This window comes from Alkalihalobacterium sp. TH-98 (genome assembly GCF_057473385.1).
This window is the reverse complement of record NZ_JBYCKM010000005.1, coordinates 1-23,965: the sequence shown is the minus strand read 5'-3', so window position 1 is coordinate 23,965 and position 23,965 is coordinate 1. Positions and strand designations below refer to the sequence as shown.

Here is a 23,965-nt window from a genome sequence, read left to right as displayed (position 1 = left end):
TTATTCGATATTAGGCAATTGATCTAAAAGCTGTTGCACCACTGCTTTTGAATCAAGTCGAGCAGCAACATAAGGAGGTTGATTTCGTTTCATCGCTTCAAGGGGAAGGCCCAACCATAACAAGTGCTTGTCAATTATAACAAATGGAAAAGGAACCTCTTCTCCTACCCACTTATATGGTTGATTGATTTTGTGTTCAGTGCTTGAAAAAATCGTTATTTTAACATGACTTGGGATCTTTTCGAATTGTTCTTTCCATACGTTTGATAATGCCGTATCGTTTGGTAACGAAAGGACAATCGAATCACTCACCCTTTCCATATCACGAAAAACACGTTCTAATTTTAAGGCATGAACCCATTGAAGACGTGGGTGTTGATTTTTAATCCACGTCCCAATCTTTTCTGGTGCAATTAGCTGCTGATGATCTGTTTGGTATTCTACTAGTTGTCTCAATGTTTTTCCTCGGAATACGCGTTGTTTTATAAAAGCCGTATTACTTACATGAATAAATTTCCCTTTCGTACGGGTAATCGCCACATTGATGAGGCGTTCACTATCCTTTCCAACCAAAAGCATCCCTGCTCGTTCTTCAGGAAACGTATCAACCGAATCAAAAACCATAACATCCCGCTCACTTCCTTGAAAACGATGCACGGTGGCAGAAATAATATCAGCGACAGCCTGCTTTTTCTCATAAAGATCATTAAGTAAAAGGTCCATCATTTGTGCTTGAGCACGGTAAGGAGTAACATAACCTATCGATTTCGCCTGATCAATAAATGCTTCGTGAATGAGTTGGAACGAGAGGAGTAATTGCCACAGATTAAAACGAGATTTTGAGTGCTTCTCTTGCAGCCCATACTCTCCAGTGTAACTTGTATCAACTAATATAGAAGCTTGCTTCGGAAACGGTTTCTGGCTCACGATCTTTTCGCGTTGTTTAACAACGGATGGGTGATCGCCTACATGGCCCTGATAAATAAATTGGTTTGTAAAAGCGGAAATCTCCGGATGCATTCGTCGTTGTTCTTTTAAAAGATACAAATGTGGATGAAGTGTACCTTCATTAACGACATCAACAATGCCGGCACGGTGAAAAATATCTTCCTTTAACCACTGATCAACCAATTTATGCCTAGCTGCAGCAATAGGGGGCAACTGTTTAAAGTCCCCACATACGACAACTCGCTTTCCTAGAGAAGCGGCAAAAGCAGTTTGTGGGATATGAGCCATACTTGCTTCATCGACGATGACAACATCATATTCTCTTTCATAAATTGTGGCATCTGTAGCTGCTTTGGCTAATGTCGTACAAACAATAGATGCTTGTTTTACATATTGAATTTCTTTTTGACGAATTTTCTCCAACACTCTCGCAATCTTCGTTTCAATTTCAAGTAATTGGTCTGTATCTCTTTTGCTAAAAGACCTGGCTAAATCTTGTTTTAATCCTCGTCGTTCCGTATAAAGAGTTTCTCGTTCTTCCGCTAATTGAGGCTCACGCTTTTCGATGAGTTGAGTGGTCGTTAATGCTTCATAGGCTTGAAGTAATTCCCCTACTTGTGAACCGTACCGAAGGATTCCACCTTCCTCAAATCTATTTTTCTTTTGGATAAAAGTTGCGATCTCACTCGAAAGGACGTCAACAGCCTGATTACTGTGTGACAATATCAATACGCTTCTGGCGTTAAAATACATATTGGCAGCAACTCGTGCTAATGTGTATGTTTTACCGGTTCCGGGAGGTCCCCAGACAAAGGTTACCGGATTTGCTTTCGTACGTAAATACAATTCATGCGCAGCCGTTTTGGTTGGTTCTGCTGGTTGTTTCGCTTCCATGGTCGGATCCATCAACCTTTTCACTCGTGCTCGTTTCTTTTTGTTCTTTTTGATCTCTTCTAGACGTTCGATCAATTCATCGAGCAATTCCCACGGATCATATAATATACTCGCTTCTGGTATAAGGTCTCCGATTGATTGCTCAACGGATAATAAGATGCTTTTTCCTTCTGATGAGAGAATTCTGCCGTCTTGTTTCACGTGTCCCCACTCGAAACGGACGTTTGAACCGACGGGAACGCGTAAAGGGGATGTCGTTTCGAAATAATAGGTACAATAATTATCACTTGATAATAGATGCCCTTTTACAACTCGATACTTATTGCTTCCATATTTTTTTAAATGTTGAATTTCGATCTGAAGTGCTTTTTGCCATTCTTTTAAATTTGTTACCGTACTCGTCATTAATTCTCTTCCTTTATTTGGTTGTCCATAAATTTATTATGTCTATATATGCAGCAGTGAGAGGAGACTATTTTGATGTATTCTATTCACGTTAAAAGTAATTCAAAAATGGCTTTACGTAGCCTGTGACATTATAAAAATATAATCGTAACATAATTTATGATCTTTCACACTAAACATTATGATTTAATACGCCTAGTAAGAAAACTATGTATGCTTTGTCCCATTTATTTGAAAACTGCCACTATTCTTATTTTGTATAGTTTTTGCATATGTTTTGTGCTATCTCCATATAATAATTATTGTCTCCTAACTCATACATCACGAACTGGCCCGGGCTGATACTTAGAGTTAGGGGACGACCAATATTACTCTTATAAATAAACTGAAAAACATTTAATATGATTATCTCAATAAACATGTTTCTCGATTTAAAAACCAAACTTTAGGTTCAGCATTGTAGTACCTCTAACACCTTTACTAAATACCACTTCTTCTACTGGTGTCCTAATCAGAAACAACTCTTTATAAATAAGCTCGCAGATCTGTATTCCCTCCATAAATTAACCACTACACAACTCTTCTTTAACTATAGATGAAAAGAAGAGTGTCTTTATATAAATTTTGTTTTAGTTTTCCCGACGGCTCTACATATAAAATGAATATTGAATGTCTCCTCTCATAAACTTCAATAGAGCTGCTTCCTACTCAATGTGACGTTTTTTTGTTGTCAGGAAGGAACTGGACCTATGATTTTTTTAGAGATTAGCTTATAATTACTTTTTGGGAAGGAGGTAATGATATGGCAGATGTTCAACAATATGTGTTCTTTGATTTTGAAATGCTTTGTTCTAATCGTGGTATGCCTTTTGAAGATATGGAGGCCATTCGTTTAGGTGCTGTTAAATATGACCTAGCTACCGAGAATATCCTTTATTTTGATGAATATATTCGTCCACAAAACTTTAAACCACTCTCGCCATTCTGTAAAAAGTTAACGGGAATTCATGATCAGGATCTAGTTGGTGCACAGGATTTCCCGACAGTTTTTGAAGAGTTTCTGACATGGGTTGGCGGAATTAAACGGACTCGGTTCTTCTCTTGGTCTCCAAGTGATATTTCGAGGTTAAAACTCGATGCTGAGAGGCATGATATGTCCTCGAGAACGGTTAAAAAAATTGTTCAACGTTATGTAGATTTCCAAGCCATTTTTACGAAACGGGTAACACAGGAAAACGTTTCTGTAGAACGTGGTCTAGGTTTTTATGGATTAACTTTCAGCGGCCAACAACATAATCCGATGCATGACGCATATAACACTCTTCAAATCTATTTAAGGTTTGTAAACGATCCAGAAGCAAGTGATTTAATCATGCTAAAACAATTTATTTTCCAAGAGGCTGAATTTCTTCCGCAAAACCGTAAAAAATTAAATCAAAAAATTAGTGAGCAATTGGAAAAAGATGTTCATTCTTTTTTAGTTGAATTGAAAGAAATTTATAAAATGAAAGACGCTTCTAAATTAACAAAACGAGCACGACGACTTTCTCAAAAATATGAAAACATCTTAGTTAATCGATCTGGTCTGTTCGAAAAAGATGTCATGGATAATATTCGATTGTTAGTTGATTTTCATCATGAACTACAATTATCGTTTGAAGAACATATGAGTCATGCTTCAAAAATCATGATTTTACCGGAAAGTATCATTCAACCCATGAATGAACTTTCACTGAAGCGAGGATGCTAAGCCATCTAGCTTCATACATAAGTACGATATATATACCATATCCTTATCTGCCACAATTTTTTCCACTATATTTCTCATTTAATGGCAGTACCAATACCACTTCAGCTACACTCCACTATCGCCATGCTTCCATAAACGGATTGATCCGTACTATCCTTACTCGATTTTTTCCATAACGACTCCATTTAACTGTTTACTTCTATCTTTCCCTATTCTCATAATCCTATTTAAGGCAAATCCTAGCTATGTTTGAAAGCTTCCCCTAGAATAGATCTAATCGTAAAAGCTGAACATAACTAATGTTTGATACATTCTTCAAACAAATTACGGAGGGGGATTTCAATCATGAACATGTTCGGAAAAAGACGAAATAACAATCGTAATGGTTTAATGCTGTCTTTAGTAGGCTTAGGTGTAGGTGCTGCAGCATATGGAATGATGCGCGGCCGAAATAATAATAACAACAATATGAACATGAACAACATGATGGATACCGTAGGACGTGCGATTCGACAAGTTCGTGACTAATCGTTAGAACGGCTTGAACAGCTTATCAAAGATAGGCTGTTCATTTTTAATGGAAAACTAATGACTGAGGTGAATGAAGATGAAAAAAGAACAACACCTAAAGAACGAGCCGAAAATTGCTACTGGAATTGATGATGATGAAGAATTAAGTCAGAAAGCAACTAAAGAGGAAATTGAGCGAGGAGACTATACACGGGTCGTCTCTTTAAGATACGATGAAGATCCAAGATTATAACGATGATATTAATCATAAACGAGGGGCGACTCATTACTCACCCTCGTTTTTAGTGTTGATATTTCTTATGTTCATTAAAAATTCTAATCAGGAACATGCTCCAACGAACAAAGAAATACTTAACATTCATTGTAAGTAATGTAAAAAGTTCCATCGAAAAGCTTGATCATTTTACCTAAAAACAATTATGATAAAACAAATACATAATGAATGCTTGTTGTAAGAAGTTACATTCAGTAAAGGAGAAACTTAGATGAACATACCAAAATACCCAGAAGGCTTTGACGAGTGTGATCGTAGCAAACGATTATCAGAAGAGGATTTAGACAAAAAGATTAATGTAGAGATTGAAAATATGATCCAGTATATGACTCGTAATGATACAGAAAACTATTCAAAAGCATTTGAAGATGTTTTAATTATGATCGACCGAATTTACGAAGATGACCAAACTTATTACGAAATTTCCGTTGCAAAACAGCATAGCCGAGCAATTGTAAGGTAAAGTGTGCCCGTAAATTTGTATTTTGAGCAAAAAAAACGGACTTCCTAGAAACCGTTAACACCTCAAGTTGAGAAACTCACAATAAATATTGTGAAAATCAGCATGGAGAGCTAACACTAGGAAGTCTTCTTTATTTTACATCCGGTTTAATCGTACTCACTTTGAACTTTTCATTTTCTAATATCTCAATATGATTCTCTGTTGTTGAGGCAATGGCCTTTGTATGTTCGACCAATTGAATGACCGTACGATGTGCTTGTTTCGCTCCTCTAATTAACAAAGGTACTCCAATAAAGTCAATACCAAACCGTCTTGAGAATAAACCACCAAAGGTCATAGCAACTGGAACGGTTGGTGAACAATTAGAGAAAACGATTTGATCAATTTCTTTCCCATCGTCTTGCAACAGAGAAATGAAGGAATGAAGAGCTGGTATAACAGCAGTTGACTTTCCTCTGCCTACTGTATACACCTTATGTCCATTTTCATCTTTCCCATGATAAATAAACCTTCCGAAATCTCCTGGTGTCAGTTTATTAAAAATATCAATTCCTAATATTTCCTCTCTTGTCGGTTCTCGATCTTTCGGCAGTTTATCGAGATGGTAAGCAGCCGCTAATGCCGAAGAGTGTGTTCCTGCAAAGCAATTATAAACATAAAGCAAAGCAAGCTCCTCCTTCATGTAAAAATGATCCGATGCTATCTCATCTTGAATACGATAGGATTGTCATATATCTTGTAAAGTACCTAATTTAAAGAGAAATTATACTTAGAAAACACAGAAACGTTCTCAATTGCCAAAATGCACTACTTAGCTAATTGCATACATGCTAAATTAAATCGATAAACTAAGTTCGATAAGTCATTTTTAAAAATAAATTATAGGGTGGGAAAACAGATGTCACAATCAAAAAGTCAAGAAGACCGCCAGTTTAGAAAGCGCAAAGAAGCACAAAATCCACATGGAAAAATTAGATCATTAAAAGAAATTGCAGCCGAAACACCACCTAAAGAATAACAGGATCTTAACTAAAGAAAAAAACAGGCGGTCTTCCGTCTGTTCAAATTTTCATTCGTTTTTCTTCTTCGTTTTGTTTAGCTGAGCTAACATTATATTTAAATTATGAAAAGCAAACTGGTCTGCAGCCTTTTCGTGTGGGATATTTCGGTACCTCTTCTTTTCTGCATGAGTATGGCCATATTTCATTTCTTCGATAAAACGCTCGTAAAAATACTCACCTCGATTAAAATAATCAAATAAACGATCTCTCTTATCTCGCCCTTTTCCTCCAAGCAACCCGTGACAAAGGTGACCAACTTCATGTAAACAAATAAAAGCCGCGTACTCATAACAAGAAACGGACGCTGTTTTCATGTCTAATAGATACTCTTTATTTTTATAGTCTTCAGCAATCGCCATAATGTTCATATATATTACAGGTTTGAAGTCCCCTTCATCATCGATTTCTAATTGTCCTGGATAGTTAATCGGAGCATCCGAAATATAAAATGTGACCTCATCAATAATGTTTTGATAAATGGAAGTCTCTAACCATTTAACAGTAGCACGGATGCCGTTTAACGCCTCAATGATATGTTGTTTCTTAATGTTATATTTCTTACGAATCGTATCCTCTGTTTCAAACATAAAGTCTAATGCTTCTATCTTGTTAAATGCCCGACACCTCCCCTTTAACTAGTTCCCGTAAAAGCTTGTTTTACAAAATTTTATTCTCAGCTTGATTAAGTTATGTTTGTCAGAGATCTTCTTCTTAAAGAAAACTTCTTGTTGAGTCAGACGCATAAAATGAAAAAATTAACAAAAACTATAAAAAAATACATAAAAGGAAACAGATATGGATAATCGATCCGCTACACAAAACGCACGGTATTATCGAGCATATGTAAGTTCTTTTAATACGAATGTAATACACCCAAAAAATCCCTGGGTCCCTGTTTGGTGGTCTGCAGCTTTTCCTGGCATGGGGCATTTAATGCACGGAGCGTATATTAAAGGGTTTATTCTTTTTATCTGGGAATTTGTTGTAAACGTTAATTCTCATATTAATGAAAGTATGGTTTACTCTTTTACTGGTCAGTTTGACTTAGCTAAGGAAGTAATTGATACGAGGTGGGTTTTACTGTATATTCCCGTTTACATTGCTTCCATTTGGGACAGTTACAGAAAGACCATTGACCTTAACAAACTTTACATTTTAGCTAATAAAGAAAAGGCTCCTATAATTCCATTTAACCTTGGACCAATGGGAATAAATTTTTTAGATAGACGCCAGCCGTGGCTAGCGATGGTTTGGTCGTTTCTCATGCCTGGCATGGGTCACCTTTATTTGAAGAGAATGCCGACTGGTTTCTTTCTATTATTTTGTTGGATGTTATGTACATACTTTTCTAATATTCTCCCTGCTTTTCATTTTTCGCTATTAGGAGAGTTTGCACTCGCTACTGCAATTCTCAATCCACAATGGTCACTGTTTATGCCATCTCTTTATGGATTTGCCATTTATGAGTCCTATTCATTAGCAGTAGAATACAACAAACTATATAAGATGGAGCAATCGGAATACTTGAAAAGAGAATACCAAGCACTGCAGTTACATTCGTTCAATAGAAAAGGGTGAACTTTTATGCTGGTCATTTCCTCATTTGAACAGTCCGCAACTTTAGAAATAGCGATAGCAAATCTAGAACAAAACGGGATTACAAAAGATAAAATTTTAGCAGTACCCTTTGATAAACGACGAGAAGACCGAAAATTATTTGATAGCATCCATCGTTCTGATGGCGTAAGTTTATTTGATGTATCGGCAGCTCTAGGAACCGCCTTTTCGGTATTAGGTGCGAGTTTTGGATTTATTTTGTATTGGGGACCTATTATTTGGGGGTTAATTGGATTTGCAGCAGGTGCTGTTTTAGGGTTTATTATCGATTATTTTTTTACGAAAAGACACTCAAAAAATCGTAAGGAAACAAAAACACCAGTAACAGAGGTTGTTTTGATTGTTGAATGTGAAGCCGCTCAAAGTCATTTGGTAGAAGATATCCTTTGGTCAAACCTCGCTTTAGGTGTCTCTCAAGTACCAAAGTTAAACAACAACTAAAGGTAAAGGAGAAAACAATGAAACAAGAACACGTGATTAATACGCTTAATGAGTTTTTACAAGGACAATATATGGGTATTCACGCCTATGAGCATTTAATTGAAAGATTAGAGGATGATCAAGTCAAAAAACAGTTTCAAATGATACAGCAAAACCATAAGGAGCATGCAATGCAAGTAGCGGAGCGAATTCAAAACTTAGGTGGAACACCAGTGAATAATGAGGGGGTAATCGGTTCTATTCAAGGGTTCATGAGTCAATTTACATTACCAGAAACGACCGAAGACATTATCGAATCTGCAATCAAGGGAGAAAGTGATTACGGCATCGGCATGTCAGAAAAAATCGTTAGAGGAGATCTAGACCCTGAAAGCTATCAGCTCATAGAACAAATCTTCGATGAAGACCGAAAACATGTGGAATTTTTAAGAGATTTACTACACTAAGTCGATTTTAATCGTAGCCATTCGGTAAACAGCGTACTTACTTACTCAAAAAAGAAGCAAGGGGGACTTAATGCCCCCCCCTGCTTCCTCCAAACACCTCATTGCGAGAAAAGTTATGCGGTTTGAACTTCAGAATTAATTTCTACGGTTGCTTTTTGAATTCGTCGATTACGAACTTCCTCAATGGAAATTCGCAGATTTTCGTATACCATCGTCTCTCCCTTTTTTGGAAGATAGCCGAGTGTATCTGAAATCCAACCACCCAAAGTATTTGAACTTGTATCCGGCACCGTAACATTAATAGATTCACAGAATTCCTCTACTGAAATTCGTCCGTCTAGCCGAAGTTTTCCATCTTCGAGTATTTCGATTAATTGTTCGTTTTCATCATGTTCATCCCATATCTCGCCAACAATTTCCTCCAAAATATCTTCAATTGAAATTATACCTGCTGTACCCCCATATTCATCAAGAACTACAGCTAAATGGACCTTGCTTTTTTGTAATTCCTTAAGGAGATGAGAGATTTTAACCGAACCTATAACAAAGTGCGGTTTTCGAATGATGTCACTTAATGAAAATGACGGTTCCTGCACGTACTTTGTAAAAAAGTCACGGTGAGAGATAATTCCGATAATATTATCAATCGAACCATCGTATACAGGGACACGTGAATATTTTTCGTTAATAAACACATCTTTAATTTCATCAATTGGTGTATCCATCGACACCGAAATAACATCCGGTCTAGGTGTAAGAATGTCCTTAACGACAATATCATCAAATTCAATTGCATTATGAAGAAGTTCCCGTTCTTGAGTGTGAAATGTCCCTTCCTCTTCTCCAATTTCGACTAAGGCCTTTACATCCTCTTCTGTCACACTTGGCTCTTCTCCTTTATCTCCCATTAGTTTATTAATTCCTAATTTGAGTTGAACAAAAAGCCATGTAATTGGATAGAAGATTTTCATGACTGCCCTCAAAGTGGCAGAAATTGCAAGTAAATATTTCTCTGCATACTGCTTTGCTAACGATTTCGGTAAAATTTCACCAAACACTAAAACTAATACGGTTATAACAACCGTCGTAACAAGTAGTGTGCTGCCGTTACTGCCAAACATGTCAGTTGCAATCTTAGTCGCAATCGTCGCCATCGCTATGTTAACAATGTTGTTCCCAATTAAGATGGTTGATAAGCTTTGGTCGAAATTTTCTGCCATTTTTAATGAGCGTATAGCTTTTACATTATTTTGCTCAGCTTGATTTCGTAACCTCACTTTGTTTACACTTGTAATCGCAGTTTCCGACGCAGAAAAATATCCAGATAACAATAACAATGCCCCTAATAAGATTATCGAGTCATAGGGTATACTGTCCAAAATTCCATCACTCTCCTGAAATGTATTACTACTAATATATATTAAACCTACAATAATTAGCAATGTTTTTTACATAAAGATAAAATGATCTTCATAAAAATGAACATTTGTTCAGTCTTGTTTCCGATTACATATTTTTCTTTAAGAGATAGCAACCTAAAACGAAGGAGGTGTTACAAAATGAATAAAGAAAAACAAGGCAGTCAAAACATGCCCGACTTTGATAAGCTTTCGGACCGAATAATTGCCGAACCGACAGACAGCCCTACATTTGTTATGAAAACAAATCTTGATCCAAAAGATCCTACCGAAGATAATCCGTACTTCAAAGAAAAAAGCAAACAACAGACGGAAGAGATTTGTGATTACTTTGGAGAAGAATAATTACTATCCTTAAGCTGGGGAGTTTGCCCTAGCTTTTTTATATGATGTTATATTAAAAAAAGTAGTAATCTTGCTACTGACCAACTGTTTAGCAACATCATTCCATCTTCCATAGATGACCTCTTTTTTGAAGCCTATGAATCTGTCACCAAAAAATTATTGCCCATATGTTACAACTCAAACTATACTCGGTGTATAAGTATTGAAAATTTAACTTATACCAGAGGAGAATATATTATGAAGTTTAAACCGGGAGCTATTATCACCACCTTTTTACCATCGGTTATTATGATCGTATTATCAATTTTATCTTTCTCAGCTGTTCATGCGAATTTAAAAGGTTTATTTATTCTTTCACTAGTATTGATCTTCCCAATCTTGTATGTTCTTCAAGGAGTCGCTTGCGCTTTCAGACAAAGTTCTTTACTTGTATCGCTATTCGTTTCAACGTTTACGTTTGTAGTCATTCTAATTATTTATTTAAACTCATCTGCACTTATTTACATATTAATTTATAACGTTTCTGGGTGTATGGGTTATGGCATTGCAAATTTTTTTCGCAAGAACATTAAATAAAAAGTTTATATGTAATACACTAAAAAAAGCCAACATTATCTGTTGACTTTTTACCGTTTTTTTACTCTGTAAAAAGTTCCTGTTGTGGTACTGACGAGTTCTCCTTCTTCATTAAAAATGTCACATTCAGCAAACGTTACATTGTAGCCATTCTTAGAAAAATGGGCCTTAGCAATTAACTTCCCGCTTGTAACAGCCTTCATGTGAGTCGTTTTTAATTCGAGTGAAACATATGGGTCTTCCTTAAAACGAGAATGTAAATGACCGATGGCCGTATCAGCCAAATAAGTATAAATCCCACCGTGAACGGTACCCAATGGATTAAACATCGCTTCACTTACCGGACACTCGATTACACATTCGTCTTTCCCCTCATCGTATGAAAATTCAAAATCAAAAAATTGAAAAAGGAACACCTTCTCATACGTCAGTTCAGTTTTTTCCGCCGCTCTTTGCGCCTGTTTTATTATGGCTTCTTTATCCAACTTTTCTCCCCCCTAAAATAACTAAAGTCATCTACTATTACTTCGATATTCAAAAGAAAACTCCTTCTCTTGAAAACATCGAAAAAGAGACTGATGCGTAGATTGCCGCTTGAACCTTTTCGTTATCTATTTGATAACTTTAATTTCAGTTCAGGAATCTGTTTTCAGTCTCTTTATTTCCATCCGTTAGGGTTTTAGAACGACTTTAATGCAGTCATCTTGATGGTCGTTAAATATTTTATAAGCTTGGCTGGCATCATCTAGTGATACTTTATGGGTAATTATTTCTTTTGGATCATATTCACCGTTGACAATTTGATCATATAACATCGGCATATACGGAATAACCGGGGCTTGTCCCATCTTTAACGTGACATTTCTTGAAAAAAAAGCACCTAACGGGAACAGGTTATAATTTGACCCGTATACACCAGTAAGATGTACGGTTCCATTTTTTCTTACCGCCTTAGTTGCGATTTGAATAGGTCCTAAAGTTCCTCCTTGAAGCTTTAGCTTTTGTTCAATGAATTCAAGCGGCGACTTTTTACCATCCATCCCTACACAATCAATGACCACATCTGCCCCGCCTTGTGTAATTTCTTTTAGATGTTCTCCCATATCCGGAAACTTGGTGAAATCAAATACTTCGACATTGTTCATTTTTTTTGCATGATTTAAACGATAATCTAAATAATCGATGGCAATTACCCGCTTTGCCCCTTTCATCCATGCATATTTCTGTGTCATTAGTCCAACAGGCCCGCAACCGAGAACAATGACCGTATCACCCTTTTTTACGCCACTATAATCGACGCTCCAATAGGCAGTCGGCAATACATCCGATAAAAATAACAGTGACTCATCTTCTAATTCACAGGACTCAGGAATGACAAATGGCGTAAAATTACCAAAAGGCACTTTTAAATATTCAGCTTGTCCTCCAGGGTGATCTCCAAATTTTTCAGTGTACCCAAAGTACCCCCCAGAGTCGTAATGTGGATTGGAGTTATCACATTGACTCGTTAAATCATGTTCACAGTAAATACAGTGCCCACATGCAACGTTAAATGGGACAACGACTCGATCACCTTTTTTCACTTTTGTCACTTCAGGACCAACTTCTTCTATGATACCCATTGGTTCATGCCCAATAATATATCCATCCGGCAACGGCATATTACCTTGATATAAATGCAGGTCTGAACCACAAATCGCGGTGGATGTAATTTTTACAATAACATCATCTTTCTTTTCTATCGATGCATCAGGAACATCTTTGACAACAACATTGTTAGGTCCTTGATAAGTTACAGCTTTCATCATTTCACTCCATCCCAGTATTTATCCTGTCTAAATTCTTTCGTTAAGTAACACTTACTGTCGTTATGGGTAATTAAATTTATACTCATATACTTTAAGTGTACCCATATCTACCTTTTCAAGTTTGATTCATGATTAGAAACATCTGGGATAATAACGTCTATATTACTTGCCTATACAACAAAAAACCTCATTCTAATAAATGAGGTCTTGTCTATAATTCCTATAGTATTGTGTCCGAGAAGTGTTATTTCTTTAAGTAGTCGGCCTCGCGTTTTTCTAAGAATGCATGAATCCCTTCTTGACCTTCCTGACTGATTGCTCGCTCAGATAATGAAGTAGCTTCAATTGCCATTTGAGACTCCAAAGTTTCTTGCAACGAATGAGCAAATAATTTCTTAGTTGCCCCAAAAGCATGGACGGGTCCTTGTGCCAGTTTTTCTGCCAACTGCATAACAACATTCATTAATTCAGCTTCAGAAACGACATCGTTTACAATTCCCCATTCGTTTGCTTCTTGAGCATTTAACATCCGGTTAGTATACATTAATTCTAATGCTCGCTTCATTCCGACGATACGAGGTAAAAAGTAGCTGCCAGAACCATCCGGTGTTAAGCCAATTTTATTATAAGCCATGATAAACTTGGAGTTGTCAGATGCGTAAACGAGGTCACATGCACAAGCTAAACTCATACCAGCACCTGCTGCAATCCCATTTACAGCTCCAATGAACGGCTTGTTCATTCTAGCAAAATAAGAAATCGCTTGGTGCAAATAAGCAGTAACCGTTTTTAGATGCGTACCAATATCTTCTCCTTCTTTAGCAAAACTTTTTAAATCTCCCCCAACAGAGAACTTATTTCCCTGTCCAGTAATAACAACTGTACGAATTTCATCATTTTCTGAACAGTGAATTGCTGCTTCCATTAATTCTTTAGCCATTTGAAGATCTAAGGCATTTCCGGCTTCCGGTCGATTTAAAGTTACGACCCCGACATGATTTTTTACAGTTAATACGACACGTTGATTTTCCATTCTTATTCCCCCCTGTAAAAATTACTAACCTCTTAATTCTAACAAACTTTGTAGACAAAAATAAGAATTTTACAAATTTAAATTCATTTTCATAATAATGTTTTCATTTAAGACCCTACTTTATCTTTATTACTTATAATAATCCTAATCGCTTAAACACAGCCATTGCGATCAATAAAATTTCATCTAATTTTTCAGTGTTCGCCATTAACTCACTGTACTTAAATAAGTTTGAAGTTTTCGGATCGAGGAAAGCCATTTTATGTGTGGAGAACATTTAAACGGACTCACAGGCCGTTATTTATGCTAAAATCAACATTTTTGAACTTTAGCGGACTCCAGGGCCCTTATTTAATCTAATTTCACTTCAAAACAGCTATTTTATAGCGAATAAGGGCTTCTCAGTCCGGTTAGCACTCAAAACGCAATTTTTGCCTTGTATAAGGGTTTCTCAGTCCTCTTAACTTTTCGCTTCCACTGGTAGTGTCGAGTCTGTTGTTATAATGTTCGGTGATTTCCTGAATTGGTGATATTTATATTTAATATTAAGCCACACTTTGAAAGTTAACCTCATTGTATCTCGAGTACGAAGAAAGTGATAATGTAGTTGTTAGAGAAATTGTACAATAATTGTAAAAATTACTAAAACAAATTGTTATAAATTTCCTTTTGGAGAAACTTGCATTGCACTACTCGAAACTGCTATTATAAATACAATTATTTTTGCTCCATTCAACATAGAGAACAAATGCTTACATAATAAGTACACAGTTTCAAACGTGTTATTGGACAAAAATAGTAATACTATCGTGGTATATAACCACTATGGAGGCATATACACATGGCAGAAGGAAAAGTAAAATGGTTTAATGCAGAAAAAGGTTTTGGATTTATCGAAGTTGAAGGTGGCGACGATGTATTCGTACACTTTTCAGCGATCCAAGGCGATGGATTTAAAACATTAGAAGAAGGTCAAACTGTAACGTTTGATATTGAAGAAGGCGCTCGTGGTCCACAAGCTGCTAACGTTCAAAAATAAGTAAAGAAGGACTCCATTTTGGAGTCCTTTCCTATTGTTTAAGAACACAGAACTTATAAGTACTCTAACCTTTGTGGTTCCCAGTATAGACCTACTTAGGTTGTTGTAGCTTCAATAAACAAAAGGCTGAATTCATGCGACAATGAATTCAGCCTTTTGGTATACATGAGTCTTAAAAGATAAGATGTGCCATTAATACGATAATAGGGAGCGTAATTAACGTTCTCTCAATAAAAATAATAACTAAATCGCTAAAGTTAACAGGTAATTTTGATGCTAGTAATAATCCACCAACTTCAGACATGAAAATCAACTGCGTAACCGAAACACATGCAATAACAAAACGTGTAAAATCACTTTCAATTCCACTTCCTATAACTGCCGGTAAAAACATATCCGCAAAACCTATGACCATTGTTTGAGCTGCTTGAGCTGCTTCAGGTACTTGCATTAAATTTAGAAGCGGCACGAACGGCGCACCGAGAATTGCAAATAATGTTGTGTATTCAGCAATAATTACTGCAATTGTTCCAAATGCCATTACAACTGGAAGAACGCCAAACCACATATCAAGAACGTTCTTAAGTCCACCTTGAACATGAAATGAAAAGCGATTCGTACTAGACGTTGCCCTTTGGACTGCTTTCTTCAATGCAAGAGCAAACAAATTTTGGCCTTTTAATTCACTATCGTCTATACGATGTTGATTTTCAACGTAATACGTATCTGGTTTTCGCGATAGCGGCGGGATTCTAGGAATAATAATAGCCGCAATAAAACCAGCGATCGCAATGGTGAAGTAATACTGTAAAAATAAATACTCTAACTCCATGTAGGCTAATATGACGATACTGAACGTAATGGAAACGACTGAAAATGTCGTTCCGATTACTGCTGCTTCTCTCTTCGTATAATAGCCTTCTTCGTATTGTTTATTCGTTAACAATACACCGATTGTCCCGTCCCCCATCCACGAAGTTAAACAGTCGATCGAAGACCGTCCTGGCAGTGTAAAAACGGGTCTCATTATTCTATTTAATAAGATCCCAAAAAACTCTAACAACCCAAAATTTAAAAGCAGTGGTAAGAAGAGACCTGCAAATAAAAATACCGTAAACAGCAAAGGAATTAATACAAATAACAGTAATCCCCCTGTGTCCTCTGACCAAACCCATTGCGGGCCTAACTCTAATAACGTCATCGCCGCTAAAATAAACCCAATCACACGAATGACAAACCATGTTGGATGAACATCAAACAAGGCTATCAAAAGTTCACTTTTCATTAGCTTTTTTGGTTTAAATAAAGTCACCCAACCCGTGAGAAGTGCAACAAAGAATAAGATAAGCGTTACTAATGTTGGAAGTACGTCGATTAACAATCCTTCAAGTTGTTTCGCTAAAAATGCAACTGGGATTGTAATTGCTGCGTCTTCTCCAAATGGTAAAGGTGTCATAAAAAGAAATATACCAAGCAATGAAGGTATAATAAAAAGCAAATAACCATTTAACGGCAAGGTTTTTGCATTTGATTTCTTCTTCTGCATTCCATTGTCACTAGATGTCAATACTAGCCCCTCCTGATGTATAAAAATAAAGTCGAACTAATATTATAATAGTCTTTTGCCCAGAAGGGAAGTAATTAATGCAACGGCGACGTCACCCGTTTTATTTTTTATATCTAAAATTGGATTTACTTCCACAAATTCTGCGGATGTAATTAAATTTGATTCGGCTAACATCTCAAGTGCAAGATGACTTTCTCGATAGGAAATACCTCCGATAACAGGTGTACCTACACCTGGTGCATCTGTTGGATCGATTCCATCAAGATCGAGGCTTAAATGAACACCGTCAGTTCTTTCGGATAAATATTCAATTGTTTCTTCAATGACTTTTGTCATACCGAGACGATCAATTTCATGCATGGTATACACTTTTATTCCTTTTTCTTTAATTAAAGATCTTTCGCCTTCATCAATCGATCTAGCTCCAATAATGACAATATTCTCTGGTTTAATTTTAGGACCGTACCCACCGATCTTAGTAAGTGAAGGGTGACCTATTCCTAAATTAACAGCAAGCGGCATACCGTGTATGTTTCCGGACGGAGATGTATCCGCTGTATTTAAATCAGCATGAGCATCATACCAGATGACACCAAGATTTTGATAACGCTTACTTAACCCGGCAATCGAACCAATGCTCATACTATGATCTCCGCCTAATAACAGTGGAAAACTTCCTTCTTCTTGAATTTTTTCGACTTCCTTTTGAAGCTCCTCACTCACTCGTATGACTTCATGTAAGTTCGTCAAGTTCACAGGAACCGATTCTTTGACTCGTGACCTGTCAATCTGTAAATCTCCATAATCTCTTACTTCATAGCCAATCTCTTCAACTTCTTCTATTAATCCAGCATATCTTAATGCGCTTGGCCCCATATCAACGCCGCGACGCTTTTGTCCTAAATCCATGGGTACTCCAATAATAGATACTTTTTTAAATGTTGTGTTCATAAAAAGTTCACCTCTCCTAGCTTTTTGGCTCTTTTTATTTTATTAGTGCAAAAATTGTGCCAGATGATTCTAATGTTCAGATTATGCATAAAACTTTGAATATAGAATAAACTTTGGTTTATACATAATATACATCAATGTATATTTTTGCGCATTGCAAAAAAACTGATCATTAATGAGCAAAAATAATTTGCACTAAAGGATATTAAGGTTCCCTTACAAAGTGTTCAAATTCTAGAAAAAAAGCAGATGCATTTTTCGTCGATGCAGCTGCTTCTTCAAGTTATTCATTTTATTTACTTACTAGTACTGTCAATTGTTATTCCACGTAAGCTCAGTCGGAAGTACTTTTTTAATTTCTTCAAAATGAGATTGTCTTTGGTCCTCAGTCATCCATAGGTGTATGTTACCATGGTCTTCACGACTACGAATGAGACGTCCCATTCCTTGTCGAAGGCGGAGTAACATATAAGGTGTATCAATATCTGTCATTGGATCTTCTACATGCTTTCGTTTCGCTTGAAAAACAGGGTCATGTGGCGGGAACGGTAATGATGAAATAATGACCTGTGTTAAAGACTCCCCTGGAACGTCTAAACCTTCCCATAAGTGATACGCACAAAGAACAGTTGACGGATTTTGCTGAAAATGACGTACAGATACGCTTATTTCCTGGTCTCCTTCATAAACGATATCAAAACTCCATGATTGTTGGTCAGACCATTTGCGGAAACGGTTCATTTCTTCTACCGATGTAAATAGTATGAGTGAGTGGCCTTCATTATTAGTTAAAGCTGCCCCGATTCTTTCCCACTTTATCTTTTCACTTTCTTCGATATGACCCGTTAGTTTCATTTGACTTTCATAATCGAATGGAGACGCAACTGTAAAGGAAGAGTAGTTCGTTATCCCTAAGCTATTGGCGATGTAGGAAAAGTCACCGTTCTTCGATAATGTAGCCGATGAAAAGATAAATGGGATACCTTGAGAAAATACTTCTTTCTCTAAGATATCTTCTACAAGTCGTGGCATAATAACAAATGACGTTTCAAACTCAGTTTCTTCCAACCAAAAAATACCTTCGCCTTCTTTTAATAAAGTTGTTAATCCGTAAGAGAAAAACTCTAAATATTCTTCAATGATCTTAACGTGATAGTCTTCGAGGGTGAATAATTCAGAGTCAAACACAAGTTGTTCTAACAATTCTTGGACAGATTGATCCATTTTTGCGGCCAAGTTGAGCATCACTTTTGAGCGCGGTACATCAAGTCGATTAGAACCCTCTACTGTTTTTGCCGAATCCCGTAAAACGTCAAACCATTCGTCGTGTAATACTAAAATCTCTTCAATCAGTACGAGTGACTCCTCACGAACATTTTGGTTCATATAGGCGGTTAATACCGTCGTTAATGTTTCCGAGTGAAAGCGATAGGTGAGAGCTTTCTGCGCAGAAAATTCAAGCAAGTGTCCCTCATCAAATACGACGCAACTTGCTTCAGGTAACAGTGGAAGTTGCCCTTCACGCTTTCGTGAATCCTTTGTCCATACGTGCTCCATATAAAAGTCATGAGAACAGATAATTAAGTCAGTCGACTCACGGTAATAGTTTCGGTGAAGGGTTTGGCCGCATCGGTGACGCCACTCACAGGTTGAACATTGCTGCAAAGGATCCCAGCCTACTTGCTCCCACTTCGGATTCGAAAGCCAAGGGTAATCTTTTCGATCGCCATAACGATCAAATAAAGCCATTGAAGAATTTGAATCATAAACGAAGCTTGGGATTTCCTCATGAACACGCAAAATATCTTCATCTTCTGTACGGTTTGCAAGAGGATCTAACTTTTTCATACAAACGTATTGTTCGCGTGACTTCGCCAAACGAACATCAATCTTTAAACCTAGTGCCTTTTCTAACTTTTCAATGTCCCCACCCTTTTTAACAAGCTGTTCAATAAGAGTTTCATCGGCACAGGAAATAATTGCAGGTCTCCTCATATATCTTGCGTAACAGATCGAATATAACAAATAAACAAAGGTTTTCCCTGTTCCTACACCTGCTTCAGCAAAGCTGACACTTTTATTTTTGAAAGCTTGTTCAATTTGGAAAGCCATATAAATTTGTTCATCTCGTAATTCATATCCTTGTTCAGGTAAGATATCATAAAAAACATCACCGACATAGTCACCAAGGCGATCGAAAAATAGTTCAGTTTTTGAAATTGTAAAAGGAAGCTTTTGTGTCATGCTAAATCTCCGTTCTAAATAATAAATAGTATGTATGATTTAAATTGCATTGTTCTTTTGTTGATAAATTTTGTTCATAATGCAATTGTCTTTACAATATGAACAAGTCTACCGGAGATAGACCCTATTTATAAAAGAAGACCAACATCTATCATACCGAAACGTCTAATCACTTGTAAATGAGTAAAGGAAAATCCCTTAAAATAAATGGATTAAATATATTAACAAAAGACATCGCATCACTTCCCTTAAGAAATGGATACGATGTCTAAAAATTGGCACGGTTATTTATAATGAATTTGTAATATTGGTTAGTTTATCAGAAGCAACAGCAACTTGTTCAGCTGCTCCATTGATGTCTTTGAATATAGTTGCTAAATGTTTCATTTCATCAGCAATTAAAAGATTTTGTTTTTTCATATGAACCATCGATTGTACTATTTCATCAAAAAATTGGTTGGTCATACTGGACTCCGTTGTTCCCTTATTAATTTGCTTTGTGTTTTTAGTAATGGATTTGGACATATTGGATGTATATTGATTTATTTCACTTACTAGGACAGTAACGCCAGATACTGCATTCTTCGTATCTTCCGCTAATTTTCGAACTTCATTGGCAACGACGGCAAAACCTTTACCTTGCTCACCTGCACGAGCTGCTTCAATCGCGGCATTTAAGGCGAGCAGATTGGTCTGATCAGCAATGGATGTGACCATTCTTGAGATTTCCTCAATTTTTTTTGAGGCTGTCATTAAGTCATTCATTTCAACGGCGATATTTTTCATATTTTCTTCGGTTTCAATAATAACTTTTACGAGATACTCCAATCGATTTTTTCCATCTTTAGATTTCTCTTCTGTTGAGATTGCAATTTGTGAACTTGCTTTAGTGAGATCATTAATCCCATTTGTTTTAGCGGTCATTTCCTGTAAAGAGGAGCTCGTTTCTTCGCTTATGGCAGCTAATTCTTGTGCGCTCGTACTAACTTGAATTTCCATTTCTTTCTTTTGGTTGGCTGCCTCGTTCCGAATTCGCTCATTTTCTAATTCATAAGCTTCTAACACAATTTGTTGCTCTAAATTGAGGATCTTTGTAATCGCCATTATAACTTCGCTGTTTTCTTTTATATCATTCACTTGACCACTAACGATATTGACTAAGGATTGTAAAAGATCTTGAAAGGCGCACATATACCACTTAGGATCTAAACCGATCCGAACATGAACGTGTGCAATTATATTTCTTTGCTGGATAAAAGAGTCATCAATTTGCCCACTGAACATCTCATAAATATGTTTATGAAGCGTCTTTTTTAACCGATCGACATGACTATGGTCGTTAATAATACGCATGAGGGATTGTTCTTTTCCTAAATTGTTATAGAATTGTCCAACAATGTGATCCAAATGTTCCTTAATCACAGGTTGTAATGCACGAATAATTGTTAAGTCCTTTATTGTTAGATTGATCATCTCAACTTGTTTTAATATGTCTTTATTTCGATCGATCCTAATATATACTTCAGATTGATGTTGTGTTAACGTTTCAAATATACTCTTTGGCTTTTCTATTTTTTTGACTGTAAAAATACTTCTCATAAATCCCCCAAGTTTATATAATTTTTTTCAGAGTCGTGGATCAGTCCACAACTTAGACTCTTAATTTCTAGATAGGTACCATCAAGTATTAACGTATGTGATTACCCCTTTAACATCATTAACCACTAAGATCGATGATTTATCAAGAGCATATTTTATATCTGATAGCTCTTTGCGAATTTCATGTTGAGTTGGTAAAAGCATACTCTCCAGAAAGACCTCCCACTAGTTGGTATCTATATGTACATTGGTAACGTCACCTAACTATTTGTCTATTTTTAAAACTTATGTATTTTTTTGTCGATAGTTTAGTATATTAGTATGATAGCAATATTGTTTTTAAGGAACAATCTTTTTTCTTCGATATAATATTGATTTTAAATTAACAAAAAAATATTTTCATCTCTTTGTTCATAATTTTTCAGTCTTTTTTCCTATATAGGTATCAAATTATGATTATTTTTCTTTCTAACATATGCCTTTTTCTATTTACTTTTCTCCAACACTCTTATTTTTAGGTATTTTGATCTATTTTAAGAATTTTTTAGTAATAGTTAGAACTTCGTCGTTTACATGCTGGTTTTTAAGCACTAGTAACTAAAGAAGAGAAAGATCATGGTATCTTTCTCTTCTTATAATGGCCTATAGTAAAAAGTTGAGTTTATTTTACGATCTTAGTTCCATAAATTCACTATGATACTAACTGATCACAAATGATAAACTCTTCCCCTCCATATCTAGTAAAGGTTATATTATCATTATCATATTTTTTAAGAATTGAAGATAATTCAACTAATATAGCATCACCTGCAAGATGTCCGTATGTATCATTCAACTGTTTAAAATGATCAATATCGACCATAGCTATATAAAGTTCGGATGAGGACGCACTAGCCTTTCCTTCCACTAGGTTGAAAAACTTATTTTTATTTAACAGCTGGGTCAATTGATCGTGTGTTGCTAAAAACTCTAACTGTTGTTTCAAAATTTCTCTTTTATGTTCTAATAAAATAAAAGAAGCCTCCATAAATTAGCCATAGCGAATAAAGGAAATGCTTTTGAAAACCTCTAACCCATATGGCATGATGAATACGATGGGAAAATCAGAAATGAACCAACAAACTGTAACAATTAGTACTTTTGGTAGGATAGAAGTATGTACATTACTCCTCTTATAGAAAGCTAGTGAAAAAGAGTCGATAAGACCAACCAAAGATAATTCCAGGCATGGCCCCGTCACCTCCCATAAAAAATCGCCACGTAGAAACAATGATTAATACAGGAAGTGTTACTTTCCAACCCCTCAGTAGAGCTAAAAAGATAAGTGGTATCAGCCTTAAATCTAGGCGATATTCCCCAAATTGGATAGGTAAATAAAACATGGTAATAACGGCAATAGAAAATATCATAACGATACATATAGACAATAGATGTGGTCTTAACCGGTCTTTATAATTCATTAAAGTACTCACGAGATGAGTTAATAAAATAATAGCTAAATTGGATAAGATCGATTAAACATAATTTTCTCCTTTTTAATCCCTTGATCACATGTATTCATTTTTATCTGATGAAAGCACACTAGTTAAATAGATAAAGAGGAGCAATCATAGTTAATTTTACCTATATCATATTATTCTATTTACCAAAATTTTTCAATAAACACACGGTATAATAAAAAAACTGAACCAAAGATTTGCTTTGGCCCAGTTTGATATTCATTACTTTTATTTCAAGCGGATCACAACACTAGATGATCCTTTATTGTTTGTGGAGACTCCAATACCTCCACCGCCGCCTTCCTGAACGATTTCAAAAATAATTTTGTTTCTAACATTAGAAGTGTCAATCTTATAGAGTTGCTCTGCTCCTGGTGCAAGTTTATCTGTTTTTAATAGTTTTTCACCGGCGTAAACAGGTAATGATTGGTTTGTTTCACTGTCTTTGTCATACGCATTGACCCCAAATTTGCGACTAGTTCCTTCATTGCTGTTAACTACTTTTACTAATACTTCATCTCTTTTAGCAGAAATAGCACAGCGCGAGACGTTTCTTTTTGGCATAAAATGACCTCCAACTTTATTGATTATTATTGTTATTGTTGTTATTGAGAGAATTAATAGCTTCCATAATAGCTCTACGAGTACTTTCATCATTTTGTGAAGCCATTAAATTCATCGTATTCGTTAGTGTAGCCATAAGGTTTTCGGTATTTTGACTTCCTCTCAATGCTTCAAATAAAGTAAGTGTAGATAGAGCCATTGCAAGAGACCCTAATGCTCCAGTCTCACTACCACCACCAACATTAATGATGATATTATCTCCCGTTCTAATCTCATTGTTATCAAATCTAGCATCGGCTTCCGCAACAGCATCTGCTTCGGCTTCGGCATCTGCATCGGCATCGGCATCGGCTTCGGCGTCAGCGTCGGCTTCGGCTTCGGCTGTCGCATCGGCTTCGGCTTCCGCTTCGGCGTCCGCATCGGCTTCGGCGTCAGCGTCGGCATCGGCTTCCGCTTCGGCATTGGCGTCGGCTTCCGCTTCGGCATCTGCAT

General features: G+C 36.3%; 28 protein-coding genes. 11 read left to right on the top strand and 17 right to left on the bottom strand.

Going from position 1 to position 23,965, the window contains the following annotated elements:
* A complete protein-coding gene (locus tag AC2VNP_RS01600) occupies positions 1-2,247 on the bottom strand; it encodes an AAA domain-containing protein (RefSeq protein ID WP_486915492.1) in 2,247 nt (748 codons plus the stop codon).
* 802 nt (positions 2,248-3,049) lie between these two features.
* On the opposite strand from AC2VNP_RS01600, the gene AC2VNP_RS01595 reads away from it, so the two are divergent.
* The 4 genes from AC2VNP_RS01595 to AC2VNP_RS01580 all read left to right on the top strand — a co-directional run bounded on the left by AC2VNP_RS01595 (position 3,050) and on the right by AC2VNP_RS01580 (position 5,265).
* Positions 3,050-3,997 (top strand): 3'-5' exonuclease, encoded by a 948-nt coding sequence (locus tag AC2VNP_RS01595; RefSeq protein ID WP_486915490.1) that lies wholly within the window; start codon positions 3,050-3,052, stop codon positions 3,995-3,997.
* Positions 3,998-4,342: 345 nt separating this feature from the next.
* Positions 4,343-4,525, top strand: a complete 183-nt coding sequence (locus AC2VNP_RS01590) for a DUF3918 domain-containing protein (protein ID WP_418200381.1) — start codon at positions 4,343-4,345, stop codon at positions 4,523-4,525.
* 79 nt (positions 4,526-4,604) lie between these two features.
* Positions 4,605-4,760, top strand: a complete 156-nt coding sequence (locus AC2VNP_RS01585) for a hypothetical protein (protein ID WP_486915488.1) — start codon at positions 4,605-4,607, stop codon at positions 4,758-4,760.
* Positions 4,761-5,013: 253 nt separating this feature from the next.
* On the top strand, positions 5,014-5,265 hold the full coding sequence (locus AC2VNP_RS01580) for a hypothetical protein (RefSeq protein WP_486915486.1): 252 nt from the start codon (positions 5,014-5,016) through the stop codon (positions 5,263-5,265).
* 130 nt (positions 5,266-5,395) lie between these two features.
* Here the strand turns inward: AC2VNP_RS01580 and AC2VNP_RS01575 are convergent, their stop codons facing one another.
* Positions 5,396-5,929 (bottom strand): DUF3189 family protein, encoded by a 534-nt coding sequence (locus AC2VNP_RS01575; RefSeq protein WP_486915484.1) that lies wholly within the window; start codon positions 5,927-5,929, stop codon positions 5,396-5,398.
* A 234-nt stretch (positions 5,930-6,163) separates the two neighbouring features.
* On the opposite strand from AC2VNP_RS01575, the gene AC2VNP_RS01570 reads away from it, so the two are divergent.
* Positions 6,164-6,283 (top strand): DUF6254 family protein, encoded by a 120-nt coding sequence (locus AC2VNP_RS01570; RefSeq protein WP_275118153.1) that lies wholly within the window; start codon positions 6,164-6,166, stop codon positions 6,281-6,283.
* Positions 6,284-6,334: 51 nt separating this feature from the next.
* On the opposite strand, the gene AC2VNP_RS01565 is transcribed toward AC2VNP_RS01570, so the two are convergent.
* On the bottom strand, positions 6,335-6,913 hold the full coding sequence (locus AC2VNP_RS01565; RefSeq protein WP_486915482.1) for a hypothetical protein: 579 nt from the start codon (positions 6,911-6,913) through the stop codon (positions 6,335-6,337).
* Between the two features lie 208 nt (positions 6,914-7,121).
* On the opposite strand from AC2VNP_RS01565, the gene AC2VNP_RS01560 reads away from it, so the two are divergent.
* From AC2VNP_RS01560 to AC2VNP_RS01550, 3 genes are read left to right on the top strand one after another with little or no spacing between them, the layout of a single operon-like run.
* Positions 7,122-7,904 carry a hypothetical protein gene (locus tag AC2VNP_RS01560; protein WP_486915480.1) on the top strand — a complete coding sequence of 261 codons (783 nt, stop codon included), beginning with the start codon at positions 7,122-7,124 and terminating at the stop codon, positions 7,902-7,904.
* Between the two features lie 6 nt (positions 7,905-7,910).
* A complete protein-coding gene (locus tag AC2VNP_RS01555; RefSeq protein ID WP_486915478.1) occupies positions 7,911-8,384 on the top strand; it encodes a hypothetical protein in 474 nt (157 codons plus the stop codon).
* A 17-nt stretch (positions 8,385-8,401) separates the two neighbouring features.
* A complete protein-coding gene (locus AC2VNP_RS01550) occupies positions 8,402-8,830 on the top strand; it encodes a ferritin-like domain-containing protein (protein WP_486915476.1) in 429 nt (142 codons plus the stop codon).
* 113 nt (positions 8,831-8,943) lie between these two features.
* Here AC2VNP_RS01550 and AC2VNP_RS01545 read toward each other — a convergent pair whose 3' ends face one another.
* Positions 8,944-10,209, bottom strand: coding sequence for a hemolysin family protein (locus AC2VNP_RS01545; RefSeq protein WP_486915475.1), 1,266 nt, complete (start codon positions 10,207-10,209; stop codon positions 8,944-8,946).
* Positions 10,210-10,389: 180 nt separating this feature from the next.
* Between AC2VNP_RS01545 and AC2VNP_RS01540 the strand changes: the two genes are divergently transcribed.
* Together AC2VNP_RS01540 and AC2VNP_RS01535 are read left to right on the top strand one after the other, a co-directional pair.
* Positions 10,390-10,593, top strand: a complete 204-nt coding sequence (locus AC2VNP_RS01540; protein ID WP_486915473.1) for a hypothetical protein — start codon at positions 10,390-10,392, stop codon at positions 10,591-10,593.
* Between the two features lie 237 nt (positions 10,594-10,830).
* The gene (locus AC2VNP_RS01535) at positions 10,831-11,169 is read left to right on the top strand and encodes a hypothetical protein (protein WP_486915471.1); all 339 of its coding nucleotides are present in this window, start codon (positions 10,831-10,833) and stop codon (positions 11,167-11,169) included.
* Positions 11,170-11,219: 50 nt separating this feature from the next.
* On the opposite strand, the gene AC2VNP_RS01530 is transcribed toward AC2VNP_RS01535, so the two are convergent.
* From AC2VNP_RS01530 to AC2VNP_RS01515, 4 genes are all read right to left on the bottom strand, one after another.
* Positions 11,220-11,654 (bottom strand): PaaI family thioesterase, encoded by a 435-nt coding sequence (locus tag AC2VNP_RS01530; protein ID WP_486915469.1) that lies wholly within the window; start codon positions 11,652-11,654, stop codon positions 11,220-11,222.
* A gap of 186 nt (positions 11,655-11,840) precedes the next feature.
* A complete protein-coding gene (locus AC2VNP_RS01525; protein ID WP_486915797.1) occupies positions 11,841-12,974 on the bottom strand; it encodes a zinc-dependent alcohol dehydrogenase in 1,134 nt (377 codons plus the stop codon).
* A gap of 247 nt (positions 12,975-13,221) precedes the next feature.
* Complete coding sequence (locus tag AC2VNP_RS01520; RefSeq protein WP_486915467.1) at positions 13,222-14,010, bottom strand: enoyl-CoA hydratase/isomerase family protein; 789 nt, start codon at positions 14,008-14,010, stop codon at positions 13,222-13,224.
* 133 nt (positions 14,011-14,143) lie between these two features.
* Positions 14,144-14,269 carry a hypothetical protein gene (locus tag AC2VNP_RS01515; protein ID WP_486915465.1) on the bottom strand — a complete coding sequence of 42 codons (126 nt, stop codon included), beginning with the start codon at positions 14,267-14,269 and terminating at the stop codon, positions 14,144-14,146.
* Between the two features lie 582 nt (positions 14,270-14,851).
* Between AC2VNP_RS01515 and AC2VNP_RS01510 the strand changes: the two genes are divergently transcribed.
* Entirely contained in the window at positions 14,852-15,049 is a 198-nt protein-coding gene (locus AC2VNP_RS01510) for a cold-shock protein (RefSeq protein WP_486915463.1), read from the top strand.
* 172 nt (positions 15,050-15,221) lie between these two features.
* On the opposite strand, the gene AC2VNP_RS01505 is transcribed toward AC2VNP_RS01510, so the two are convergent.
* The 9 genes from AC2VNP_RS01505 to AC2VNP_RS01465 all read right to left on the bottom strand — a co-directional run.
* Positions 15,222-16,595 carry a YjiH family protein gene (locus tag AC2VNP_RS01505; protein WP_486915795.1) on the bottom strand — a complete coding sequence of 458 codons (1,374 nt, stop codon included), beginning with the start codon at positions 16,593-16,595 and terminating at the stop codon, positions 15,222-15,224.
* Positions 16,596-16,658: 63 nt separating this feature from the next.
* Positions 16,659-17,567, bottom strand: coding sequence for an arginase (gene rocF / locus AC2VNP_RS01500; protein ID WP_486915461.1), 909 nt, complete (start codon positions 17,565-17,567; stop codon positions 16,659-16,661).
* Positions 17,568-17,879: 312 nt separating this feature from the next.
* The gene (locus tag AC2VNP_RS01495; RefSeq protein WP_486915459.1) at positions 17,880-19,811 is read right to left on the bottom strand and encodes an ATP-dependent DNA helicase; all 1,932 of its coding nucleotides are present in this window, start codon (positions 19,809-19,811) and stop codon (positions 17,880-17,882) included.
* Between the two features lie 288 nt (positions 19,812-20,099).
* The gene (locus AC2VNP_RS01490) at positions 20,100-21,410 is read right to left on the bottom strand and encodes a protoglobin domain-containing protein (protein ID WP_486915457.1); all 1,311 of its coding nucleotides are present in this window, start codon (positions 21,408-21,410) and stop codon (positions 20,100-20,102) included.
* An 81-nt stretch (positions 21,411-21,491) separates the two neighbouring features.
* A complete protein-coding gene (locus AC2VNP_RS01485; RefSeq protein ID WP_486915455.1) occupies positions 21,492-21,614 on the bottom strand; it encodes a hypothetical protein in 123 nt (40 codons plus the stop codon).
* Positions 21,615-22,101: 487 nt separating this feature from the next.
* Positions 22,102-22,395, bottom strand: coding sequence for a GGDEF domain-containing protein (locus AC2VNP_RS01480; RefSeq protein WP_486915453.1), 294 nt, complete (start codon positions 22,393-22,395; stop codon positions 22,102-22,104).
* A gap of 187 nt (positions 22,396-22,582) precedes the next feature.
* Positions 22,583-22,870, bottom strand: a complete 288-nt coding sequence (locus AC2VNP_RS01475; protein WP_486915451.1) for a LytS/YhcK type 5TM receptor domain-containing protein — start codon at positions 22,868-22,870, stop codon at positions 22,583-22,585.
* Between the two features lie 267 nt (positions 22,871-23,137).
* Positions 23,138-23,473 carry a hypothetical protein gene (locus AC2VNP_RS01470; RefSeq protein ID WP_486915449.1) on the bottom strand — a complete coding sequence of 112 codons (336 nt, stop codon included), beginning with the start codon at positions 23,471-23,473 and terminating at the stop codon, positions 23,138-23,140.
* Positions 23,474-23,489: 16 nt separating this feature from the next.
* Positions 23,490-23,965, bottom strand: a 476-nt coding sequence (locus AC2VNP_RS01465) for a hypothetical protein (protein WP_486915448.1), incomplete at its 5' end; no start/stop codon positions are given.